The sequence below is a fragment of the Salinivibrio proteolyticus genome (assembly GCF_001996165.1).
Taxonomy (GTDB): Bacteria; Pseudomonadota; Gammaproteobacteria; order Enterobacterales; family Vibrionaceae; genus Salinivibrio; species Salinivibrio proteolyticus.
Genome location: NZ_MUFP01000004.1, coordinates 71,748 through 92,847, shown reverse-complemented (window position 1 = coordinate 92,847; position 21,100 = coordinate 71,748). Strand labels below are relative to the sequence as shown.

The following is a 21,100-nucleotide window of genomic DNA, read 5'->3' as shown; positions in this document are numbered from 1 at the left end:
GCGGGCTTTTAGCTTCATGGCGRTGGCACGATTATTTTTGCGCGCGCTCAAATGAAGACAGGATTTCGTCTTTTGCGGCTTGGGCATCTTCCCAGCCATCCACTTTCACCCATTTGCCAGCTTCTAGCTCTTTATAGCGCTCGAAGAAGTGCGTGATTTGTGCTTTTAGCAGCTCAGGCAGGTCGTTCACGTCTTTCACGTGATCGTACTCTTTGGTCAACTTGCTGTGCGGTACCGCGATCACTTTGGCATCTTCACCAGACTCGTCGGTCATTTTCAGCACACCAACAGGGCGGCAGCGGATCACTGAGCCGGGTACCAATGGGAATGGGGTTGGAACCAGCACGTCAACTGGGTCGCCATCCAAAGACAAGGTGTGGTTTACATAGCCATAGTTACATGGGTAGAACATAGGCGTTGCCATGAAGCGATCAACGAATACGGCGCCGCTGTCTTTGTCGACTTCGTACTTAATTGGATCGGCGTTGGCAGGAATTTCAATCACCACATAAATATCTTCAGGCAGATCTTTGCCCGCTGGGACCTGGTTCAGGCTCATGGGATGTCCTTTTGTTTATCAAAAAAGTGTGTGCCAATTATAACCACCGAGCGTGAAAATAACAGAGGCGACCGCCGTGGTCGCCTCTTAATCATAAATTGCGGTGAAATCTCACCGTCTCACCGCACTTAGTTATCGTCGTGAYCGGGGTAGCGTTCGAGGAATTCACCCACTTTATCCACCATATTGCTGGAGCCGACAAAGAAAGGCACGCGTTGGTGCAACTCTTTCGGATCGATATCCATGATGCGCTGGGTGCCATCGGTCGCTTTACCACCCGCTTGTTCAATAATAAATGCCATGGGGTTGCACTCGTAAAGCAAGCGCAGTTTGCCGTTTGGATAGGCGAGTGTGCTGGGGTACAAGTAAATACCGCCTTTGAGCAGGTTGCGGTGAAAGTCCGCGACCAAAGAGCCAATGTAGCGTGAGGTGTAGGGACGCTTCTCGTTAGGGACGTTTTCTTGACAGTACTTGATATATTTTTTGACGCCTTGCGGGAATTTGATGTAGTTCCCCTCGTTAATCGAGTAAATGTTACCGTCTTGGGGAATGGTCATGTTCTCATGCGACAAGCAGAATAGCCCAAGTGACGGGTCATAGGTAAAACCGTGCACGCCATCGCCTGTGGTGTAAACCAACATGGTCGAGGAGCCGTAAATGATGTAACCAGCAGCGACTTGGCGGTGGCCGGGCTGTAAGAAGTCTTCCTCGGTGGGGGGAGTACCCACCGGCGATACGCGGTGGTAAATGGAAAAAATGGTGCCGACAGAGACGTTGACATCAATATTGGAAGAACCATCGAGTGGGTCGATGAGGACGACGTACTTGGCGTTACGGTTGAGCTGCTTGTTGAAAATAACCGCTTCATCTTCCTCTTCGCTGGCGACACCACAGACGTGGTCGCGGGCTTCCATGGCGGCTTTAAACTTTTCGTTGGCGTAGACATCGAGTTTTTGCTGCTCTTCGCCTTGTGCGTTTTCTGTGCCAATCGCGCCGGCAATATCGACCAGACCAGCTTTGTTGATTTCGCGGTTAACAATTTTGGCGGCCAGACGGATGGAGGCGAGAAGAGAAGATAAATCACCGCTGGCGTGCGGGAAGGCGTGCTGTTTCTCAACAATATACTCGCCGAGGGTCTTAATGTCGGGCATTCTCAATCCTTAATGATGATGAACTTTCTTTCTGATGCAATCGGATACATGGGCAGTCAGCTGCCTCTTAAAATCGCTGATATTCTAGCGTCAGCGACTTTTTAATCGTACTGAAGAAATACATGGAGCAAGGGAAGTGTGATCGCCACATAAAAACCATGTCAGATGTACGCAAGCGATAAGACCCAAGCGGCAATCCAAGGCATAATGACAGCCTTATGCCGGATGGCTGAGCAACCAATACAACACAGTGAAGGCTATGCATATTCATATTCTCGGCATCTGTGGCACCTTTATGGGTGGCGCCGCGATGCTCGCAAAACAATTGGGGCACAGGGTGACAGGCTCTGATAGCCATGTTTACCCCCCGATGAGTACGTTACTCGAATCTCAGGGTATTGAGATTATCGAAGGTTATGATCCGGCTCAGCTTGTTCCCGCTCCGGACCTTGTGGTGATTGGTAATGCAATGAGTCGTGGCAATCCCTGTGTTGAGGCGGTACTAAACCAAGGCTTACCGTATACCTCAGGCCCGCAATGGTTGCATGATTTCCTATTGCGAGACCGCTGGGTGCTGGCGGTTTCTGGCACACATGGCAAAACCACTACCGCCAGCATGTTGGCATGGATCTTAGAAGATTGTGGCTATGCGCCCGGCTTTTTAATTGGCGGTGTCGCGGGGAATTTTAATGGCTCGGCACGATTGGGTGATAGCCCATTTTTTGTGGTAGAAGCCGATGAATATGACAGCGCGTTTTTTGATAAACGCTCCAAGTTTGTTCATTACCAACCGAAAACCTTGGTAATCAACAACCTTGAGTTCGACCATGCCGACATATTTGATGATTTGGCCGCGATTCAAAAGCAATTCCACCATGTGGTGCGCACTGTGCCGGGGATTGGCCAAATTATTGCGCCCTCTGATGATGTCAATGTCGCAGAGACGTTTGCCATGGGTTGCTGGAGTGAATGCGTCTATGCAGGACCGGATGGACAATGGCAGACGGTGAAAAAAGATCCGGCCGGCAATCATTTTTCGGTCTATTTTGCTGGCGAACATGTTGGGGATGTGAACTGGGACTTGGTTGGCGATCACAATGTACGTAACGCGTTAATGGCCATTGCGGCAGCGCGTCATGTGGGCGTGACGCCTGACTTAGCCTGCCAGTCGCTCGAGACCTTTATCAATACCAAGCGACGCCTTGAGTGGCGCGGCGAGCAAGCCGGTGTCACTGTGTATGATGACTTTGCTCATCACCCGACGGCGATTCGACTGACCCTTGAGGGATTACGTGCGAAAGTCGGTAATGGTCGTATTCTGGCGGTGTTAGAGCCACGCTCCAATACCATGAAGCAAGGGGTTCACAAAGACACCTTGGCGGCGTCATTGGCTCGTGCTGACCAAGTGTTCTTGTTCCAACCCCAAGGGCTGGATTGGTCGCTTGAAGCGGTGGTGGATAGCTGCGTGCAGCCGGCACACATTCATACCGATATTGATGCGTTGGTGACAGCCTTATGTGAGCAAGCCCAAGCAGGCGATACCGTGTTGGTGATGAGCAATGGTGGCTTTGGTGGCATTCACGACAAGCTGCTTAACGCGCTCGGCGATAAAGGGGAAAAGCATGGTGGATAAACGCATCACTCTGGCGTGGACAGGTGCCTCTGGCGCGCCATACGGGCTACGTTTGCTCGAATGCCTGCTTGCACAGGATTATCAGGTTTTCTTATTGATCTCATCGGCAGCACGTGTGGTGTTGGCCACCGAACATGGCCTGAAATTACCTGCCGGGCCTGACGCGGCAAAAAAGGTATTGGTGGAACATTTACAGTGCAACACGGATAAGCTGGTGGTGTGTGGCAAAGAGGATTGGTTTTCGCCAGTTGCCTCAGGGTCAGCGGCACCGAAGCAAATGGTGGTATGCCCTTGCTCCGCCGGTTCATTGGCGTCGATTGCGCATGGCTTGTCCGATAACCTGATTGAGCGGGCGGCGGATGTGGTGCTTAAAGAGCGCGGACAACTTCTGTTGGTGGTGCGTGAGACGCCCTTTTCGACCTTGCATCTTGAGAACATGCACAAGCTGTCGCAAATGGGGGTGACGATTATGCCAGCCGCGCCGGGTTTTTATCATCAACCCCAGTCGATAGATGATCTCATCGACTTTATGGTAGCGCGTATTTTGGATCATGTCGGTGCTGAGCAACAGCTGGTGCCACGTTGGGGCTATGACCAACGCGAACGATGAACGGTACTCAGGCAAGCGCAAGCATGCCTGAGCACTACACAGCTAAGGTTTGAGTACCATCACGTGCACTGTCGCCCCTTCGAGCACTTTGGCGGCGACGGAGCCGAGCATCATTTTATTGACGCGTGAACGTTTGTGGCTTGGCATCACGATGAGATCGCAGCCAATACGCTCGGCGGTTTTAATGATCCCCTTGTAAGGTTTCCCTTCCGCAATTGACACCTCACAGGCGATGGTTTTTGGCACGTATTTATCCGCAAAGCCTTGTAAGTTTCGCTTCATATCGCGTTTCATTTTGTTGGCGGCGTCTTCGGGGAAATAGGAGGCCACCATCGAATTGTGGATGCCTGGCAGCACGGTCAGTAGGTGGATTTTTGCGCCAGATTGGCTGGCCAGCCAGACCGCATGATCGACGGCCTTGTCAGCAAAGCTCTCATCATTGAGGTCAACCGGAACCAAGATGTGTTTATACATAGCGATATCCTTTACGGTCTAAAAAAGAAAAGGGCACGCGGTAAAACACGTGCCCTTAACACTAGGCTTGGCGAATGCGACGGCGTTGATTCCAGCCGAGTAATGCCAAGAGCAACAAAGTTGGCACGAAGACCCATTCTTTCCATGGGCGGATATTATCGACAGTCACGGCTTTGATTTGCCAATCAAAATCGATGCCTGCTTTGTCTGCATCACTGCCAAACTGAATCATATCTACCAAGAGTTTGCCATCTTCCTCACGGAGCATGAGGCCTGTGTCACTGATGCGTGCTTCGCCACTTTCCAAGCTGTGATCGATGGGGAGCACGACATGTTTCGCTATCTGCTCACCAAAGAAGTTTTCCCCTTCCACTTCCAGCTGTAATGGCTCGCCTTCAGGTAAGGTGCCTGCGATACGCACTAATTCAGTGCCCGGATAGCTGGTGGTCGGTGGGTACGCTTCGTCCCACCAAAAACCGGGGCGGAAGAGTGAGAAGGTGATCACTAGAAGCAGTGCGGTTTCCCACCATTTATTCTTGGTGAGCCACCACCCTTGTGTCGCTGCGGAAAAAGCCAGCATTGCGATGGTTGCCGACACCACGGTTAAGATCAGGTGAATAGGGCCCTCTAGGTCTAGCAACAACAACTGGGTGTTGAAGATAAACATAAACGGCAGGATGGCGGTACGGATGTCGTAGGTAAAGCCCTGCACACCGGTACGTATCGGATCGGATTTAGCAATGGCCGCCGCAGCAAAGGCGGCCAAGCCGACCGGTGGCGTATCATCGGCAAGGATGCCAAAGTAGAACACGAATAAGTGCACCGCGATCAGGGGAATGATCAGCCCTTGTTGCGCGCCTAAGGTAACAATCACGGGCGCCATCAGGGTGGAGACCACGATATAGTTGGCGGTAGTCGGTAGGCCCATTCCCAATAGCAAGCTGATGACAGCGGTAAACAGCAGCATCAAGAATATGTTGCCGCCGGAGATAAACTCGACAAAGTCCGTCATCACTAGACCGATGCCAGTGAGGGTGACGGTACCCACCACAATCCCTGCGGCCGCGGTGGCAACACCGATACCAATCATGTTACGCGCACCGGTCACAAAGGCTTCGGCCAGATCGACCACACCGTCGCGGATTTCTTCTTTAAAGTTGGTCCGTTGATTGAAGTAAGCAATCAGCGGGCGCTGGGTGAGAACAATAAAGATCATAAACACCGTCGCCCAAAATGCGGACAAACCCGGTGAGAAGCGTTCGACGGTCAAACACCAAACCAACACGCCAATAGGCAACAAGTAGTACAAGCCAGAACGCACGGTTGGGCCCGGCTCTGGCACTTCGGATAAATCGGCGGCCGCCGGGTCTTCTGCCGCTTCGGATTTGTACTGGGCGGAATAGCGCACCAATAGAACATAAGCGATTAATGTCAGCAGACCAATGATAACGGTTGCCATGGCACCGAATACGTCTTTGGTCCAACCGATGCCGTAATAGACCGCGGCACTGAGGACCAGCAAGCCCACAAACACGGTCATAAATGAGAACAGTTTTTGTAGCAAGGTGCTGGTGTGGCGGCGCGGTAGGCCCTGCATCCCAGCCTTACACGCTTCTAAGTGCACGATGTAAATCAGAGCGATGTAGGAGATAAGCGCAGGAAGCAGTGCGGCTTTAATCACCTCGACGTAGGAAATCCCTACGTACTCGACCATCAAGAACGCAGCAGCTCCCATAATGGGTGGGGTGAGCTGGCCATTGGTCGAGGCGGCTACCTCAACCGCGCCGGCTTTATGGCTCGGGAAGCCCACACGTTTCATCAGTGGAATGGTGAAAGTCCCGGTGGTGACGACGTTGGCAATCGATGAGCCCGAGACCAAACCGGACAGGCCGGACGCGACCACCGCGGCTTTGGCGGGACCACCGCGCATGTGACCGAGTAGCGAGAAGGCCACTTTAATGAAGTAGCCGCCGGCACCGGCGCGATCGAGTAATGCACCAAATAGGACAAACAGGAATACAAACGAGGTAGAGACGCCCAGCGCCACCCCGAAAACCCCTTCCGTGGTGAGCCACAGATGCGACATGGCTTTATTTAAGCTCGCCCCTTTATGTGCGATCACGTCCGGCATGTAGGGACCGGCGAAGGTGTAGAGCAAGAATACGCCGGCGACCACCATTAATGGCGGGCCAAGTGCACGGCGGGTCGCCTCAAGCATCAACACCATACCAATGGCAGCGACCGTGATATCCACGTCGGTATAAGCGCCGGCGCGTCCAGCTAGATCGTTATAAAATAAGAATAAATACCCTGCGGCAAAGCTTCCCGCTAAGGCGAATACCCAGTCGAGTAGGGGGATACGATCGCGGGGAGAGGTTTTTAATGCAGGATAAGCGGTGTAGGCCAAGAACATCGCGAAAGCGAGGTGAACCGCGCGTGCTTCAGTGTCGTTGAGGACACCAAAATCGAGCATAAAGGGGAGAGGTGAGGCATACCATAGCTGAAACAGTGACCAAAAAAGTGGTACCAGCCATAAAATGCGTCCCGGCAGTCCATGAGGTGAGCGCGCACCTGTATCCGCTTGCGCGACCATGTCTTGCACATCAGGAGACGATTGACTTGTCTTCGTCATGCAGTTTGTCCTTATTATCATTTGCACCGCGAGAGCGGCAGCAATGTCCCGAGAAAAGGGTACTCTCTGTCACAAAGCATAGCCTGTAGACAATGACATCAGTGTCAACGATGAGTACCTAACCGTTAATTATAATGGGCCGATGGGTGGCCAATGCGTTAATCGTTTGTTGGCGGTCAAACGCCGATAGTAACAGAGCGATAAAGAAAAATTAAAAGGATGTTATCGCTTTTGTGTGAAAAGGTGTGTGGCGAAGAGGGGAAAAGACAGACAGGCAGCGGGATCACGCTGCCTGATAAAAAGATTAATAGTGATATTCAAACAGATCACAGACGGCTTCAAACAGTGCCTCTGTGGTGGTGCCACGGGTGGGTGTGATAAAGATGGTGTCATCCCCAGCGACGGCGCCCAAAATCCCTTCAGCCTTGCCGAGAGAGTCGAGTAAACGGGCAATTAATTGTGCTGCGCCTGGACCGGTGTGAATGACGACAACCGCTTCGTTGTAGTCGATTTCCATCACTAGCTCGCGCAATGCGCTGCCTGTAGTAGGTACGCCCAATTCGATAGGAAGGCAGTACACCATCTCCATCTTGGCATTTCGGGTACGTACAGCGCCGAACTTGGTCAACATGCGCGACACTTTCGACTGGTTAATGCCCTCAAATCCTTGAGCACGTAAGGCTTCCACGATCTCGCCCTGAGAACTGAACTTTTCTTCTTTGAGGATGGCTTTAAACGCCCGAACCAATTGGTCTTGTTTTTCTGAGTTACGCATGACGGCTGACTCGCAATGACAAACGAGTGGCTATTTTGCATATACATTCACTGAAGGGCAATTGCTGACCCCACAAATTGGCGACAGCATCACTGTTCCTAACTCGATTCACGCGATTTCAACGCAGCAAAAAGAAAAATGAGAGCTTTGGCTGATCATCACCGCTTGACGCTTGAGTGCACGCATAGGCGGGCATATGATGAGCCCACAGTTCGCACCATTACGTGGCGATTTGTGCCCGAACAGAAGCCGGACCGGATCCGGACTATAAGAAATATCGAAAGGAGAACGACATGAAAGTTGCTGTGATTGGCGCCGCGGGAGGCATTGGTCAGGCGTTAGCCCTACTGCTAAAAAATAACCTGCCAGCGGGTTCCGACTTGGCTCTGTACGATATCGCACCGGTTACCCCTGGGGTAGCTGTGGATTTAAGCCATATCCCAACCCCGGTTTCTATTAAAGGCTACAGCGGTGAAGATCCAACCCCAGCGCTGGAAGGCGCGGACGTGGTCTTGATTTCTGCAGGCGTCGCCCGTAAGCCTGGCATGGACCGCTCAGATCTGTTCAACGTAAACGCCGGTATTGTTAAGTCTTTAGCGGAAAAAATTGCCGATGTTTGTCCGAAAGCGTGTGTCGGTATTATCACCAACCCTGTGAACACGACAGTGGCGATTGCGGCGGATGTCCTCAAAGCCAAAGGCGTCTACGATAAAAACAAATTGTTCGGCGTCACCACCTTGGATGTGATTCGCTCTGAAACTTTTATTGGTGAGCTAAAAGGCATGGATCCGCGTGAGGTTTCCATTCCGGTGATCGGCGGTCACTCAGGCGTTACCATTTTGCCTTTGCTGTCTCAGGTGAAAGGAGTGAGCTTTACTGACGAAGAAGTCGCAGCGCTTACGCCACGTATCCAAAATGCGGGCACAGAAGTTGTCGAAGCCAAAGCAGGTGGTGGTTCTGCGACCTTGTCGATGGGGCAAGCAGCGTGCCGTTTCGGCCTATCTCTAGTGCGCGCACTACAAGGTGAGTCAAATGTGGTGGAGTGTGCCTACGTGGAAGGCGATGGTCAGCACGCGCGCTTCTTTGCCCAACCGGTACGCCTGGGTAAAAACGGTGTAGAAGAAATCTTGAGCATCGGTGAGCTGAGCGCGTTTGAGCAAAAAGCCATGGACGATATGCTCGATACCTTGCGTAAAGACATTCAAATGGGTGAAGAATTCGCGGCGAAATAGAGCCCCTTCATCGATTGAAAAACGGCGCGATAGGCGCCGTTTTTTATGCTTGCTTGTCGCTAAATAGCAATAGACGCTTGTGGTTACTTATTCCGGTTAACCGCTAATTTTGCCAGTGCGACTAAGGCGGCCTTGTAGTCCGAATCCGCTAAACCATCTAGGGCGCGAATCGCCTTTTCTGATTCCTGCTCTGCACGCTCACGGGTATAGGACAAGGATCCACATTGGTCCATGCAGGCCAAAATCGTCTCGAGTTTGTCCCGTCCATTCCCTTTCTCAATGGCTTCGCGGATCATAGCCGATTGATGCTCAGTGCCGTGTTGCATCGCATGCAGCAAGGGGAGCGTTGGTTTCCCTTCGGCTAAATCATCGCCGGCATGCTTACCCATTTCGTCATCCGCGCTGGTGTAGTCCATGACATCATCAATCAGTTGAAACGCCGTTCCCAAATAGCGGCCATAATCTTGGAAGGCTTTTTCTGTCTCCGGATCCGCGTCGTTGAGAATGGCCCCGACCTGGGTCGCTGCCTCAAAAAGACGTGCGGTTTTAGAGTAGATCACCTGCATGTAGCTCGCTTCGGTGGTATTCGGGTCGTTACAGTTCATTAACTGCAGCACTTCCCCTTCGGCAATCACATTGGTGGCCTCACTCATCAGATCCAATATCTTCAACGAGCGCAGACTGGTCATCATCTGGAATGAACGGGTGTAGATGTAGTCGCCGACCAGCACACTGGCGGCATTACCGAACATGGCATTGGCCGTTGCATTGCCACGGCGTAAATCTGATTCATCGACCACATCATCATGAAGCAAGGTAGCGGTATGAATAAACTCAATAAACGCGGCCGCTGTGGTGTGTTTTTCACCTTGATACCCAAGGGCTCGCGCCGCAAGAACTGCTAACATAGGGCGTAAGCGTTTACCCCCGCTGTTTACGATGTAAAAGCCAAGTTGGTTAATAAGCGCGACGTCAGAATTGAGTTGAGCCAGTATTTTTTGATCGACCTGCGCCATGTCATCACTGATCAAGGCTTGGATTGATTTGAAATCCATGAATAAAATCCGGGCTTTGTCCTAGTTGCTTGCTTGCCGCCACAAAACTGCACGTTTCTACGACGTGATGGATGAAAGACGCATGACGTATCAGCGTTGGCGTACTTTCAGGGTCAGTATCGGCGCTAGCGCGGGTGTTTAAGGTATCAATGGTACACCAAATCACGTGCGACGAGATAGCTTTCACGCCTGCAAAAAGTGTGGGAATCTATGCTGAGCAGCTTTTCACCAATTTTCTTGCGATCCCCTCTTGCCTCAAATCAATTTCTACCGTAGAATTCGCGCCCTATTGATGAATTATATGCGCACCCCTTGCTGCTCAAATATTAAACGCAGTAGGCCGTGCGGAAATGCGGAGTAAACCATGTACGCAGTTTTCCAAAGTGGTGGTAAGCAACACCGAGTAAGCGAAGGCCAGACTATTCGCTTGGAAAAGCTAGACGTTGAAACTGGCGAAAGTGTTGAATTTGACAACGTGCTGCTAGTAGCAAACGGCGAAGACGTTAAAGTTGGCGCGCCATTTGTTAGTGGCGGTAAAGTAACAGCGGAAGTTGTTACCCACGGTCGTGGCGATAAAGTGAAAGTCGTCAAATTCCGTCGTCGTAAACATTCTCGCAAGCAAATGGGCCACCGTCAGTGGTTCACTGAAGTGAAAATCACTGGCATCAGCGCTTAAGAGTTAGGAGAGAGAAGAGATGGCACACAAAAAAGCTGGCGGTTCTACTAAAAACGGCCGCGATTCAGAAAGTAAACGTCTAGGTGTTAAGCGTTTCGGTGGTGAGTCTGTTCTAGCAGGTAACATCATCGTGCGTCAGCGTGGTACTAAATTCCACGCAGGTACTAACGTAGGTTGCGGTAAAGACCACACTCTATTCGCTTTGACCGACGGTAAAGTGAAGTTCGAGACTAAAGGTCCTCAGAACCGTAAATTCGTTACTATCGAAGCTGAATAAGTTTCAACGCCAAGCGAATTTTGAAGCCCTGCCACTTGGCGGGGCTTTTTATTGTGTCTGGTGATCCCTCGTCGAGCCGCCGCCAATCCACGGTAAGCAGAAAGTCAGCCAAGGCTGAAAATTGATCCTAAGATCGATAAGATCGCCACACACCAATCTGGGATAAGGCTAGTAGCCCGGGAACGAGATGTTTCTGGCCGCTGGTGCGGAGAAGTTAGCATGAAGTTTGTAGATGAAGCGATAATTCGCGTAGACGCGGGTGACGGCGGCAATGGTACCGTCAGCTTCCGACGTGAAAAGTATGTGCCCAAAGGGGGCCCAGATGGCGGCGACGGTGGCGATGGCGGTGATGTATACCTACTCGCCGACGAGAACCTTAACACCTTGATTGATTACCAATTCGAGCGCTTTCATGCCGCAGGGCGTGGTGAAAATGGTCGCGGTGGTAACTGTACCGGCAAACGCGGTGATGACTTGGTACTGAATGTGCCTGTTGGTACCCGTGCTGTCGATGAAGATACCGGCGAAGTGATTGCCGATTTGACGCAACATGGTATGAAAATCATGGTGGCGAAAGGCGGCTTCCATGGGTTGGGGAATACCCGATTCAAATCATCCGTCAACCGCGCCCCACGCCAAAAAACCATGGGGACCAAAGGGGAAGTCCGTCAGCTGCGCCTAGAGCTGTTGCTCCTCGCCGATGTAGGCATGTTAGGCTTGCCGAATGCGGGTAAATCAACCTTTATTCGCGCGGTGTCGGCCGCTAAGCCAAAGGTCGCTGATTACCCCTTTACCACCTTGGTGCCAAGCCTTGGCGTGGTCCGTGTCGCTGCCGATAAAAGCTTTGTCGTGGCGGATATTCCGGGTCTGATTGAGGGCGCTGCCGATGGCGCGGGACTGGGTATTCGCTTCTTGAAACACCTTGAGCGCTGCCGTGTCTTGTTGCACATGATTGATCTCATGCCTGTGGATGGCACCGATCCAGTCGACAATGCGTTTACCATCATTGATGAGTTAAACCAATACAGTGAGAAGCTGGCAGATAAGCCGCGTTGGTTGGTCTTTAACAAAGTCGACCTCATGCCAGAAGAGCAGGCGCAAGAGCAAATCGACCGTGTGTTAGAAGCGCTCGCGTGGGATGATAAATATTACGCGATCTCTGCGATCAACAAGGCGAACGTCCAGCCACTGATTTACGATCTGATGGGCTTTATTGATACCTTACCGGCACCGACGCCAGAGGTTGAGCCAGAAGATGAGACGGTAGCCTTCAAGTGGGATGACTACCACGAGAAGAAACTCAATCAATCGGACGATGACGACGATGATTGGGACGATTGGGATGAAGACGACTACGACGTCGAAATCATCTACAAGCCTTAACCTGACAACCGCTGCTCCCGAGCAGCGGTTTTTTTTATGCCTATCGTCGCCATGTTTGATCGTCGCTGTATTGGCTGAGCGCAGAAAAAGGTACGCTGCCCAATTCCGACAAGGAAATCGGAGGTGTTTTATTTGCATCAAAGATTTTAAGCAGTTATTCATCAATACTGCGATAGTAGATAAAGGCGAGAGGGATAGCGGGTGACGAGACGGTTAACCGAACCAGAACAGCGTGCGATTTCACGTTTGGTCATAGAAGTCGGGCAGCGACTTTTGCAACATGGTGCAGAGAGTAAACTGGTGAGCGATGTCAGCATTCGCTTGGGCAAAGCGTTGGGGCTAGACAGTGTTGAGCTCGCGCTATCAGCCAGTTCATTGGTGGTCACCACCTTGAACCGCGGCCATTGCATTACCACTGCGAGACAGTGCCCCGACCGCGGGATCAATATGCAGGTGGTAACGGATATTCAGCGCACGGTGATCCTCGCGGAAAAGGGCATTCTCGACGCGCCAGCGGTGCGTAAACGTCTCACCCGCATCAAGCCTCATCGTTATCCTCCTTGGCTAGTGGTGGGCATGATAGGGCTTTCCTGTGCCGCGTTTAGCCGGTTGGCCGGTGGTGATGCGGTTATCTTTGCCTTAACCTTTGTCGCATCGGCGTGCGGCATGCGTGTGCGCCAACTACTTGCCCACCGTCAGTTTAATCCTTTGCTCACTTTTGCGCTTACCGCCATGGTGACCACCTTAATTTCAAGCGTGGGGACGGTGATGAATTGGGGCAATGAACCTTTTCTGATCATGGCATCGTCGGTGTTGATGTTGGTGCCGGGTTATCCGCTCATTAACGCGGTCTCTGACATGGTGAAAGGGTTTGTCGATATGGGGATTGCACGCTGGACCATGGCGTCGTTACTGACCCTCGCCACCGCGCTCGGCATTGTCGGGGCGATGAATCTTGTCGGTGCATGGGGGTGGTTATGAGTTTGCTGCTCGCCTTATTGGAAGATATGTTTTTCGCCATGATCCCTGCGGTAGGGTTTGCCTTGGTCTTCAATGTGCCTGCCAAGGCGCTCAAATACTGCGCTTACGGTGGCGCGATTSGTCATGGGCTAAGGTTTGTGTTGATGGAGTCGGGCATGGCTATCGAATGGGCTACGCTTGCGGGCGCAACCACCATCGGTTTTTTAGGGGTGTATTGGTCTCAGCGCTTTCTGGCCCATCCTAAGGTATTTACCGTCGCCGCCATTATTCCCATGATCCCCGGCGTTTACGCGTTTAAAGCGATGATCGCCTTGGTGACTATCAATAACCAAGGATACACGCCGGCCTTGTGGGCCAGCTTGATGGAGAATTTGATTAGCGCTGGGTTTATCTTGGCCGCATTAGCCATTGGTCTTGCGATGCCGGGGTTATTATTTTATCGTCGCCGACCAGTGATTTAATTCAATGAGGCCAGCGTAATGCGAGTCAGCTTAATTGCCGCAATGGCAAAAGACCGAGTAATTGGAAAAGATAACCAGATGCCTTGGCATTTGCCGGCTGATTTAGCGTGGTTTAAGCGCACCACCCTAGGGCATCCTGTGGTGATGGGGCGTAAAACCTTTGAGTCGATTGGCCGCCCTTTACCAAAGCGTACCAATATTGTGATCAGCCGCGATCCTGACTATCAACCAGACGGCGTGACCGTGGTCGCTTCACCTGAGCAGGCGCTGGCCGCGGTGGGTGATGTGGCTGAGGTGATGGTGATTGGCGGTGGGACCATTTATGACGCGTTTTTACCGCGCGCGGATCGCTTGTATCTCACCTTTATCGACACCCATGTTGAAGGCGATACTCGTTTCCCTGATTGGGGTGAAGGGTGGACGCAAGTGGCCAGTGAAACTCATGCACCGGACGAGAAAAACGCCCACCCACTGACTTTTACGGTTTGGGAGCGTGGTTAAGCACCGTCACTGAGCGCTGGCTGGGTAAAGCAAACCTTGTCTTCCCAACGCAGCAAGGTTAACTCACCGCCCCAAACACAGCCGGTATCCAGTCCGTATAAGCCGGGCTGGATGGTTCCCCCTAAAGCCGCCCAATGGCCAAACACAATCGCGTGTCCCAGTGGTTGTTGGCGCGCCACCTCAAACCAAGGGATGAGACCCGTGTCTGCCGCTTTCGCAGGAGGCAACTTGCATTGCATATCGAGGCGACCATCGGGCCAGCAAAATCGCATCCGGGTCAAACTATTGATGATATAGCGGTAGCGAGGCAGGCCTTCCAGCGTTTCCTCCCAGTGATCGGGTTGATCCGCATACATATGTCGTAATAACCACGCTTGCTCATTGCTGTGCAGTATGGCTTCGACTTCTCGCGCGCAGGCGACAGCCGTCGCTTTATCCCATTGTGGGCTAATCCCCGCGTGGGTCAGCAAAAAGCCACCGTCGTCTCGCTCTGATTCGTCGATTAACAGAGGCTGGGCCGCTAACCATTGAAGCAATGTTTCTCGGTCTGGCGCGTCGAGGATCGGCTGGGTACGGTCTTTTGGCTTGGCCGGTTTAATCCCGTGTGCAACGGCTAATAGATGCAGATCGTGGTTGCCAAGGACTATCTTGGCCGACGCGCCGAGCGAATGAAGATAGCGCAACACGGATAAGGAATCCGCTCCGCGAGCGACCAAATCACCCGCGACATAGAGGGTATCGTGAGTGGGGGAGAAATCAACGCGCGCCAACAGCGCGCGCAGTTCTTGGTAACAACCTTGAATATCCCCGATAAGATAGGTAGCCATGTGTGGCCTCCTTGAGGGACGTTAGTGAAGAATGTTAGGGAGCGCGAGGCGGAACGGCTCAATTTCCACTTTAAACTGGTTATCGGCTTGATCTTGCATGGTGTAGAAACCCTGCATCACGCCTACAGGCGTTTCAATGATGGTGCCACTGGTATAGGTATACTTTTCCCCCGCGGCAATACTGGGTTGTTCTCCCACCACGCCTTCGCCCTCAATCTCGAGCTCTTTACCGTTGGCATCTGTGATTAACCACTTGCGTCGCATCAACTGTGCGGGCGCATCACCTTGGTTTTTAATGGTGACGGTGTAAGAAAACACAAAGCGCTCGTTGTCCGGCTCGGATTGATCTTCGACGTATTGGGTCGCGATATTAATCTCGAATTGCGGGTTATCGGTGGCTTGCAAGTCAAGGCTCCTGTTTATTGTTGATGGTTGGCGTCCAGCCAGTTTGCCAAGCTGACAAACTGCGCCAGCGTCAAATGCTCCGGTCGCAAACTAGGGTCAATACCGAGCTCAGTCAGTGTGTCCACACTCACCAGGGATTTGAAACCGTTACGTATGGTTTTACGGCGTTGGTTGAAGCCCTCACGACAAACGCGCTCTAACCATTGCATGCTCGTTGCAGGGTACGGCAACGTTTTGTGTGGGACCAGACGCACCACAGCCGAGTCCACTTTAGGCGCAGGTTTAAACGCGCTGGGTGGTACTTCTAGTACCGGAATGACCTGACAGTAATATTGCGCCATAACGGTCAATCGACCGTACGCTTTGGTTCCTGGACCCGCCGCCAAGCGGTTTACCACTTCCTTTTGCAACATGAAGTGCATGTCTTGCACATGGCCTGCAAATGAAAACAGATGGAACATCAAAGGGGTCGATACGTTGTAAGGCAGATTACCGAAAATTCGCAAAGGCCCTTGCTTGGCAAGCTCGGCAAAATCAAACTGCATCGCATCCGCTTCGTGAACGGTTAACTTGCTGGCCATAAATGGGTGACTACGCAGGCGAGCGGCCAGATCGCGGTCAAGCTCGACCACGTTTAAATGATCCACTTGCTCGGTGACAGGCTCAGTCAACGCGCCCAGTCCCGGACCAATCTCAACCAGATTTTCACCGGATTGCGGATTGATGGCCGAAACAATGCCGCCAATGATGTAAGGGTCGTTTAGGAAGTTTTGTCCGAAACGTTTTCTGGCGCGGTGGCCTTGGTGGACTTTATCGCTCATGCTTTGCTATCTACTAATTCAATGGCGTGGGAGATGGCCGTCCGCAGGCTTCCTGTATCCGCCGTACCAGTACCTGCTAAATCCAGTGCGGTACCATGATCTACTGATGTTCTGATGAAAGGGAGACCCAAGGTGATATTCACTGAGCGCCCAAATCCTTTGAATTTTAACACAGGTAAGCCTTGGTCGTGATACATCGCCAGTACAGCATCGGCATCTTGCAGATATTTCTCTTGGAAAAGCGTATCAGCAGGGAGCGGGCCGACCAAGTCGATCCCTTGCTCGCGTAACTCGTCGAGCGCAGGTTCAATGATGTCAATTTCTTCGCGACCAAGACAGCCGTCTTCCCCAGCGTGCGGGTTGAGACCACAGATATAAATACGCGGCTGCTTGATGGCGAATTTCTCTTGCAAGTCTTGATGCAAAATCGCAATCACGTCATGCAGGCGCTCTCGGGTGATCGCTTTGGCGACGTAGGCGAGCGGGATATGGGTAGTCACGAGTGCGACACGCAAGCCTTCAGTGGCCAGCATCATCACGACCTGATTGACGTTCGCGTGTTGAGCAAAAAACTCAGTATGACCGCTAAATGACACGCCAGCACGGTTGATAATGCCTTTATGAACGGGGCCAGTGACAATGGCAGCAAATTCGCCGTTGAGATTCCCTTCAGCGGCGCGTGTCAGTGTCTCAAGCACGTAGCGGCCATTGGCTTCATCTAAGCGGCCCGCCACTACAGGCGCGCCGAGTGGTATATCCTCGACAATCAGCGTACCGGCTTGGTGTGGCGTGGCTGGCTGCGTGGTGTCGTAGTGCTCAAGCGTAACTGATAGGCCAAGTGTTTTGGCGCGCGCTGCCAACATGTCTCGATTGGCCACCACCACCAGTTGGTGTGGCCAAGGATGCTGTGCCATCGCTAAAATTAAATCAGGGCCAATCCCCGCAGGTTCTCCTGGGGTGATGGCAATACGCTTAACGGTCATCGCCGAGTACCTCAACGTACGCACCGGCGCGTAACTCTTGCAACCATGCTTGTGCTTCTTCGTTAAACTTGCGGTTAAACAGCATACGATAGGCTCGGTTTTTAACCGCTGCATCGGTTTTATCTACTTCGCGACGGTCGGTGACTTCGACAATATGCCAGCCATGTACCGTTTTGAATGGCTCGCTGATCTGGCCTTGTGGAAGGGCATCCACTTTGGCTTTAAAGGCAGGGACATAGACATCTGTGGTTGACCAGCCTAAGTCACCCCCATTGACGGCCGAGCCTGGGTCATCACTGTACTGTTTGGCCAAATCGGCAAAACTCTGATCACCCCGTTTGATCTGGGCGATGATGTCATTCAGCTCTTTTTGCGCACCTTTGTCACTAAGGACAATCGATGGCTTAATCAAAATATGACGCGCTTTTACCTCTGTCACCGCGACGGTCTCGAGTCCTTCTACATCGGTGATTTTAAGAATATGGTAGCCCACACCACTGCGGAAGGGGCCAATAATGGCATCTTTCCCTTGGTTACTGATCTGGTCGGCAAAGATGGTTGGCATTTCCTCTAAACGTAGCCAGCCCCAATCTCCCCCGTCGAGCGCTTTCGGCCCTTTCGAGTATGCCATGGCCAAATCAGCAACTTTTCCACCGTGGCGTAGTTTGTCGACAAGCTCAAATGCTTGCTTTTTCACGGCTTCGCGCGTGGCTTTATCCGCGTCATCATCCAGCTTTAGTTGGATGTGAGACAGCTTGTAGCGCACTTTTTGCAATTGCTGTTCGTTCAGTTGTTTAGCCAAGGATTCGACTTCTTGCGGCAAAATACTGATCCGACGACGCACTTGGGCATTGCGTGCTTCTGAAATTGTCAGCTCGCGGCGCACTTGTTCGCGGTATTGCGCCCAAGAGGTACCTTGCGCGCTAACTTGTTTGCGCAGCTCATCAAGGCTCAGCGACTGTTCTTTGGCGATATTAGTAATTGCCTGCTGTAGCTGGCTATCGTCAATTTGAATGCCTAAACGCTTCGCTTCTTGTAATTGCAGCTCTTCAACAATTAAGCGTTCGCGCATTTGCTCTTCCAACACAGAAGCTGGCGGCAATTGACGCTCATTTTGTTGTGCGTTCAGGGTCACGGTGCGACGCATGGCTTCCATATCACTGTTCAGCACAACCCCGTCGTTAACTACAGCGACCACGCTATCCAGCTCTTTGGGCGCTGCGTGGGAAAAAGGTGTAAGCAACACTAAAACGCCAGTGATGAGGGCGTGACTCCATTTGTTCATGCTTTGTCCACTTCTAAAAAAATCGTTCTACTGTCCAGACCACAGTGCGCCGTGTTAGTTCTTCAGCGCAAAAGGATCGCGGTAGCCAAGGGCGTTTCCTGAGTCTGTACTGAAATTGAAACCGCTTTGTGCGCCGAGACCCAGCAGACTAAACGAGAGGGTGACGTTGTTGTCGTATTCAGGATCGCTGTTGATGTTAGAGCGCGAGAGCAAGTACTCATTGTAGCTCAGTCCAATGACCCAGCAGTCGGAGCGATAAGTCAGGCTAAACTGGTTTTCCAGCATGACATCTTGGGTAAGATCGCGCCAGTATTGCCCTTTAAAGCTCAGCCCATTCCAAAGTGGGAAGCCTGTCACGATCCCTGCTTGCGACAACCCATCGTCAGTTAGCTTGCTGATATCTCGGTTTGGCAAGGTCGACACTATGTAGTCCTGCGCCACGTAACGATAGCTGGTTTGCGCGTAAAAGCCGCTTTGTCGATATTCAGCAATCGCGTTACCGAATTGCAACTCACTCAAGTTGCTGTCGTACTGCATGGAGCCGCGAACAAAGAAATTATCGTTGAAATTAGCTTCCCCTTCGAGCGCCCACGCGGAATAGTCGAACGCATCCACATCGTCATCCGAGGAGCGATCAAAATAATAAATTTGACCAAACGACAGGTTAAAGCGCTCTTTATAACCGCTGTCGTAAAAGCGCGTGGTAGCCCCGTAGGTGAGCTGGTTAGCGGGATTGATAAAGTCGATACTACTGAACTGATTACCGCGGAATAGGCCATAGTAATCGGTTTGCAAGCGTGCGGTATCGTATCCGCCCCCGTTGTAGTTCACCGGGTTGTAGATATCACTTTGATTGACATCCTTGATATACAAGTACTGAACTTGTGGCTCAAGGGTTTGGCTAAAGTTGCTCCCCATCGCCCAGAAATTACGCTCAAGCACCAGCCCTGAGTGTAACCGCAATGTAGGGATTTTCCGCTCGACCGACTTACTCAGTTTGGCGGTCGACTCAGCATCGGGTGAGGCGTTATTAAAGCGCTGATCGTAGTGAGTGTAGAGCATGCTGGCTTCGGCGGTGGCGCTAAACCAAGGACGCGTGAAGGGAATGCTTAAGGTCGGCGCCAAATGGGTCCGGGTGGCTTCAGGTTTGTTCGGGTCATCACTGGCAAACACGCTCAATTGTGCGGGTAAGCTAATATCCGCCCAGCCTAAGGTTTGCGGCGCATAGTAATTGAGATCCACCTGCGGCATGAGGCGATAGACACTGGTATTCTCAGTCAGTGCTTGGAAATCTCGGACACGTACCGTGCTATTCCAATCTAACCCGCGATAGCTGATTTCGCCGGTTTGTAGCAAGGTATTGTCTTCCCGTTTACCCACATCGGAGTCGATATTCTGAAAGTAAGCAATATCGCTGACTTTGCTGTAATCGGCCTCATAGCGCCAGTGACCTTGGACGCCACTGTGTTTCCAGTTGAAGCCCCAACGCTCATCCAGTTCAGGATTGAGTTGGTCGTCAGGAAGGTACTCGGAATATAACGAGCCGTATCCGAATGGCGCTAAATAACGAATATTGGTGTTAAGCTGAACGCCACGCTCCGACATGTATTTCGGCGTAATGGTGGCATCAAGTTGTGGGTGAATATTCCAATAAAACGGGGTTTCTAGCTCAACCCCGTCGCGATCACTCCACGACACCGATGGATAGAGGAAACCCGTTAAGCGCCCATCCTCGACCGGTACACGCAAATAAGGCAGGTAAAAGACGGGCACATTCATCACCTCAAATTTGGGGTGATACAAGTCGGCGAACAGGCTGTCTTCTTCTTTTTCGATTTTAGAAGCCGAAAAGCGCCAGCTTTTATCTTCATCCGGACAGGTGGTAAAGGTACCGTCTTCCATTTCATAGAAGGTAGTACCATTTTTAAATACCCGTTTGGCTTCACCGCGCCCCGGTGTACACAGCATTTTGTACTGTGCGTTGTTGAGTGTGGTGTCTTCCGTGTCAAGGTTGGCCTGCAGGTAATCTGAGGTCACCATCATTTGCCCATCATTGAAGACCACATCGCCTTGGGCGGTGACAATACGCTCAGGGTCGCGCAGCGTCGCGGTATCCGCGGTCATTTTACGATGCCCTTGGGTAACCTCAACATTGCCGCTGTAAATGGCTTTTTCGTTGGATTGGGCTTCGGCGCGATCAGCCACAACGCGAATTGGGGCGTTGTTCACATCTTGCGTTTGTTTACTGGGAGGAATACACCGCGCCTCGCTGTCCGGGCAAGGTTTGTCGGCGGAATCCGCATTGGCAAAAGCAAGCGCTGGGCCATAGAGCGCCAGGCTAATCATGGTGGCTAAAAAGCTGCGTGCAGTCGGTGACAT

21 protein-coding genes are annotated in these 21,100 nt (G+C 52.0%); 9 read left to right on the top strand and 12 right to left on the bottom strand.

Annotated features, from left to right (window positions below):
- Nucleotides 1–31 precede the first annotated feature (31 nt).
- Together ppa and fbp are read right to left on the bottom strand one after the other, a co-directional pair.
- Nucleotides 32–559: an inorganic diphosphatase gene (gene ppa, locus BZJ19_RS03850; protein WP_069589628.1), complete on the bottom strand. Its 528-nt coding sequence runs from the start codon at nucleotides 557–559 to the stop codon at nucleotides 32–34.
- A 128-nt stretch (nucleotides 560–687) separates the two neighbouring features.
- Complete coding sequence (gene fbp, locus BZJ19_RS03845; protein ID WP_077674652.1) at nucleotides 688–1,710, bottom strand: class 1 fructose-bisphosphatase; 1,023 nt, start codon at nucleotides 1,708–1,710, stop codon at nucleotides 688–690.
- Between the two features lie 259 nt (nucleotides 1,711–1,969).
- Between fbp and mpl the strand changes: the two genes are divergently transcribed.
- Entirely contained in the window at nucleotides 1,970–3,343 is a 1,374-nt protein-coding gene (gene mpl / locus BZJ19_RS03840; RefSeq protein ID WP_077674651.1) for a UDP-N-acetylmuramate:L-alanyl-gamma-D-glutamyl-meso-diaminopimelate ligase, read from the top strand.
- Nucleotides 3,333–3,953: a flavin prenyltransferase UbiX gene (locus BZJ19_RS03835; protein ID WP_077674650.1), complete on the top strand. Its 621-nt coding sequence runs from the start codon at nucleotides 3,333–3,335 to the stop codon at nucleotides 3,951–3,953. The genes mpl and BZJ19_RS03835 overlap by 11 nt, the downstream gene beginning before the upstream one ends.
- 42 nt (nucleotides 3,954–3,995) lie before the next feature.
- Here the strand turns inward: BZJ19_RS03835 and BZJ19_RS03830 are convergent, their stop codons facing one another.
- From BZJ19_RS03830 to argR, 3 genes are all read right to left on the bottom strand, one after another.
- A complete protein-coding gene (locus tag BZJ19_RS03830) occupies nucleotides 3,996–4,427 on the bottom strand; it encodes a universal stress protein (RefSeq protein ID WP_069589614.1) in 432 nt (143 codons plus the stop codon).
- Nucleotides 4,428–4,488: 61 nt separating this feature from the next.
- A complete protein-coding gene (locus BZJ19_RS03825; protein WP_077674649.1) occupies nucleotides 4,489–7,059 on the bottom strand; it encodes a TRAP transporter permease in 2,571 nt (856 codons plus the stop codon).
- A gap of 304 nt (nucleotides 7,060–7,363) precedes the next feature.
- Nucleotides 7,364–7,834, bottom strand: coding sequence for a transcriptional regulator ArgR (gene argR / locus BZJ19_RS03820; RefSeq protein ID WP_069589610.1), 471 nt, complete (start codon nucleotides 7,832–7,834; stop codon nucleotides 7,364–7,366).
- 293 nt (nucleotides 7,835–8,127) lie between these two features.
- Between argR and mdh the strand changes: the two genes are divergently transcribed.
- A complete protein-coding gene (mdh, locus tag BZJ19_RS03815) occupies nucleotides 8,128–9,066 on the top strand; it encodes a malate dehydrogenase (protein ID WP_069589609.1) in 939 nt (312 codons plus the stop codon).
- Between the two features lie 83 nt (nucleotides 9,067–9,149).
- On the opposite strand, the gene ispB is transcribed toward mdh, so the two are convergent.
- On the bottom strand, nucleotides 9,150–10,121 hold the full coding sequence (ispB, locus tag BZJ19_RS03810; RefSeq protein ID WP_069589608.1) for an octaprenyl diphosphate synthase: 972 nt from the start codon (nucleotides 10,119–10,121) through the stop codon (nucleotides 9,150–9,152).
- Between the two features lie 364 nt (nucleotides 10,122–10,485).
- Here ispB and rplU point away from each other — a divergent pair, with 364 nt between their 5' ends.
- The 6 genes from rplU (at nucleotide 10,486) to folA (ending at nucleotide 14,400) form a co-directional block, all read left to right on the top strand.
- On the top strand, nucleotides 10,486–10,797 hold the full coding sequence (gene rplU, locus BZJ19_RS03805) for a 50S ribosomal protein L21 (RefSeq protein WP_069589607.1): 312 nt from the start codon (nucleotides 10,486–10,488) through the stop codon (nucleotides 10,795–10,797).
- Between the two features lie 19 nt (nucleotides 10,798–10,816).
- Entirely contained in the window at nucleotides 10,817–11,074 is a 258-nt protein-coding gene (gene rpmA, locus BZJ19_RS03800) for a 50S ribosomal protein L27 (protein ID WP_069589603.1), read from the top strand.
- Nucleotides 11,075–11,293: 219 nt separating this feature from the next.
- The gene (gene cgtA, locus BZJ19_RS03795; RefSeq protein ID WP_077674648.1) at nucleotides 11,294–12,457 is read left to right on the top strand and encodes an Obg family GTPase CgtA; all 1,164 of its coding nucleotides are present in this window, start codon (nucleotides 11,294–11,296) and stop codon (nucleotides 12,455–12,457) included.
- 201 nt (nucleotides 12,458–12,658) lie between these two features.
- On the top strand, nucleotides 12,659–13,438 hold the full coding sequence (locus BZJ19_RS03790) for a threonine/serine exporter family protein (protein WP_069589598.1): 780 nt from the start codon (nucleotides 12,659–12,661) through the stop codon (nucleotides 13,436–13,438).
- Entirely contained in the window at nucleotides 13,435–13,899 is a 465-nt protein-coding gene (locus BZJ19_RS03785; protein ID WP_077674647.1) for a threonine/serine exporter family protein, read from the top strand. The genes BZJ19_RS03790 and BZJ19_RS03785 overlap by 4 nt, the downstream gene beginning before the upstream one ends.
- 18 nt (nucleotides 13,900–13,917) lie before the next feature.
- On the top strand, nucleotides 13,918–14,400 hold the full coding sequence (gene folA / locus BZJ19_RS03780) for a type 3 dihydrofolate reductase (RefSeq protein WP_069589594.1): 483 nt from the start codon (nucleotides 13,918–13,920) through the stop codon (nucleotides 14,398–14,400).
- Here the strand turns inward: folA and apaH are convergent.
- From apaH to lptD, 6 genes are read right to left on the bottom strand one after another with little or no spacing between them, the layout of a single operon-like run.
- Nucleotides 14,397–15,227: a bis(5'-nucleosyl)-tetraphosphatase (symmetrical) ApaH gene (gene apaH / locus BZJ19_RS03775; RefSeq protein WP_077674646.1), complete on the bottom strand. Its 831-nt coding sequence runs from the start codon at nucleotides 15,225–15,227 to the stop codon at nucleotides 14,397–14,399. The genes folA and apaH overlap by 4 nt on opposite strands.
- 21 nt (nucleotides 15,228–15,248) lie before the next feature.
- The gene (gene apaG, locus BZJ19_RS03770; RefSeq protein ID WP_069589589.1) at nucleotides 15,249–15,632 is read right to left on the bottom strand and encodes a Co2+/Mg2+ efflux protein ApaG; all 384 of its coding nucleotides are present in this window, start codon (nucleotides 15,630–15,632) and stop codon (nucleotides 15,249–15,251) included.
- Between the two features lie 14 nt (nucleotides 15,633–15,646).
- Entirely contained in the window at nucleotides 15,647–16,453 is an 807-nt protein-coding gene (gene rsmA / locus BZJ19_RS03765) for a 16S rRNA (adenine(1518)-N(6)/adenine(1519)-N(6))-dimethyltransferase RsmA (protein ID WP_077674645.1), read from the bottom strand.
- Entirely contained in the window at nucleotides 16,450–17,436 is a 987-nt protein-coding gene (gene pdxA / locus BZJ19_RS03760) for a 4-hydroxythreonine-4-phosphate dehydrogenase PdxA (protein WP_077674644.1), read from the bottom strand. Before pdxA ends, rsmA begins: the two co-directional genes overlap by 4 nt.
- A complete protein-coding gene (gene surA / locus BZJ19_RS03755) occupies nucleotides 17,426–18,721 on the bottom strand; it encodes a peptidylprolyl isomerase SurA (protein ID WP_069589586.1) in 1,296 nt (431 codons plus the stop codon). The genes pdxA and surA overlap by 11 nt, the downstream gene beginning before the upstream one ends.
- Nucleotides 18,722–18,775: 54 nt before the next feature.
- Nucleotides 18,776–21,100, bottom strand: a complete 2,325-nt coding sequence (lptD, locus tag BZJ19_RS03750; RefSeq protein WP_077674643.1) for an LPS assembly protein LptD — start codon at nucleotides 21,098–21,100, stop codon at nucleotides 18,776–18,778.